A 1,959-nucleotide genomic window follows, 5' to 3' on the forward strand; every position below is an offset into this window, starting at 1 on the left:
TCATATCCTGTCCGGCGGCAAGTTCTGTCGGCACTGCTGTAGTGGCATGGCTTTCGCTGCTGCTCTGGCTGGCATTCACACCCAGTGTCAGACTGGCGGAAGCGCTGGAGTTGGTCAGAGTCTGGCCCACCCCGTTGACGGCCTTGAAGCCGCTCTGCGCCGAATCCAAAAGGCCGTTAGCCTCTACGGCGGTCTTGGCATTCTGGTAGACCTGCTGGGCGTTGCTGGTCAGATTCTGTTCCAGGGTCAGGCTCAGGCCCGCGCGCAGGGTTTTTTCATAAGCGCTGGCGCTGGCCGTGTCCGTGGCTTGGAGGAGGTTGATATCCTTGCCCGCGGCCATGTTCAAATCCTGGGCCGCGGCCAGCCGGGAACCGGCCATGTTGACGTTTTGCCCGGCATTGACCGTGATGTCGTTATTGGCCGTGATCTGGCTGGCCGCATTTTGCGTGTTGGCCTTGGCGTTGCCCTTGGCCGTTTCCTGATAGCCCATGAAGAAGCTGGTCTTGTCCAGGCCCAGGATGCCTTCCACGCCGAAGCCGGAGGCAAATTTTTCCTTGCTGTGGGAGGAGGTGCTGGTGCCGCCGAGAATGTTGGCATCCCGTCCGGCATTGATGGTCACGTTATTGCCCGCGCTGAGGCTGGAACCCACAATGGCCGCGTCGCGCGAGGCCGTGAGCGTGATGTCCTGCCCGGCGGCCAGTGCCGAGCCCTTGCTGGTGCTGCCCGCGCTTTGCTCCTTCTTGCCCTCGGTGCCGTAGAAGCTGGCAAAGGAGCCGCCCCCGCCCAGGCCGAAGCCGGTCTGCTTTTTGTAATACCAGGACGTGGACTGGTTTTTGCCGTCCACAACGGCCACGTCGCCGTCGCGGGCCGTGAGGTTGATATTGCCCACGGCGTTCAGGTTGGAGGCCGTGAGGCTGACGCTCTTGCCCGCGTCCAGGGTGACGTTCTGGCCGACGAGGTTGGAGGCCACCTGGGTCACGGTGGCCTTACCTTCCTTTTTGGACGAGGAACTCAGTCCCAGCGCGCCGGTGGAGGATTTGGAATAACTGTAAAAGTAGGTGTTCTGGGCAGAGGCCACATTGATGTTGCCGCTGGCGGCCACGGTGAGGTCTTTGCCGCTGACCAGATTGGAGCCCACCACAGAGGCGTGGCCGGTCTGCGTGGGGATGCCGGGCGTCAGGCCCGAAACCCCGGCCAGCAGGCTGAGATTGCCCCCGGCGGCCACAGTGGAGGATTTACTGGTGCGGTAGTCCTGGGTATAGGTGGACTTGGAGCTGGAGGAGAACAGGCCGCCCTTGCCGGACTCGGCCTTGACAAAGGAGCTGAACGTATCCTGCACGGCCACCACGGACAGATCGCCGCCCGCCGCGAGTTGGGCGTCGCCGCCCGCGCCCACCTGGGAACCGGCCACGGTCATGTCCCGCCCGGCGGTCATGTTCAGGTTGCCGCCCGCCGCCACGTTGGAGCCGGTGTGGGTGACGCGGTGCTCCCAACTGCGCGAGCCGCCGTCAAGGTGAAACTCCTCGGTAACGGTGCCCACAGTCATGTCCCGCCCAGCGGCCAGGGTCACGTCGCCGCCCGCGCTGAGCGTGGAGCCCCGGATGGCCAGGTCGTTGCCCGCCACGGCCGTCACAGTGCCCGTGGCCTCGATGCCGCCCTGGGCCAGCACGTGCTGGTGGGCGGCATTGCCCGCGTCGGGGCGGGTCAGGGTTTGCGAGACGATGTTGCCCCCGGCCTTCAGGCTGATGTCCCCGCCCTGGAGGAAGCCGCTGTTGTTGGCAATGTCGTTCAGGGCCGTGAGGTTCAGGCTGCCGCCGCGCAGCAGGCCGCCGGTGTTTTCGATATTGACCGAGGCCAGGTTCACGTTTTCGCCGTTGATGCGGCCTTCGTTCAGAATGCCTTTACCGGCATTGATGTAGACGTTTTTGGCCTGCACGCCGCCGCCGGGCGCGATGTCCT

The 1,959-nt window shown here is 64.6% G+C and carries 1 protein-coding gene; it reads right to left on the minus strand.

Annotated elements, in window-relative coordinates:
- A partial coding sequence (locus tag HMPREF1022_RS18390; protein ID WP_009301311.1) for a hemagglutinin repeat-containing protein occupies positions 1-1,959 on the minus strand: 1,959 nt, incomplete at both ends.

Origin of the sequence: Desulfovibrio sp. 6_1_46AFAA (assembly GCF_000224635.1) — a bacterium.
Lineage (GTDB): Bacteria > Desulfobacterota > Desulfovibrionia > Desulfovibrionales > Desulfovibrionaceae > Desulfovibrio > Desulfovibrio fairfieldensis.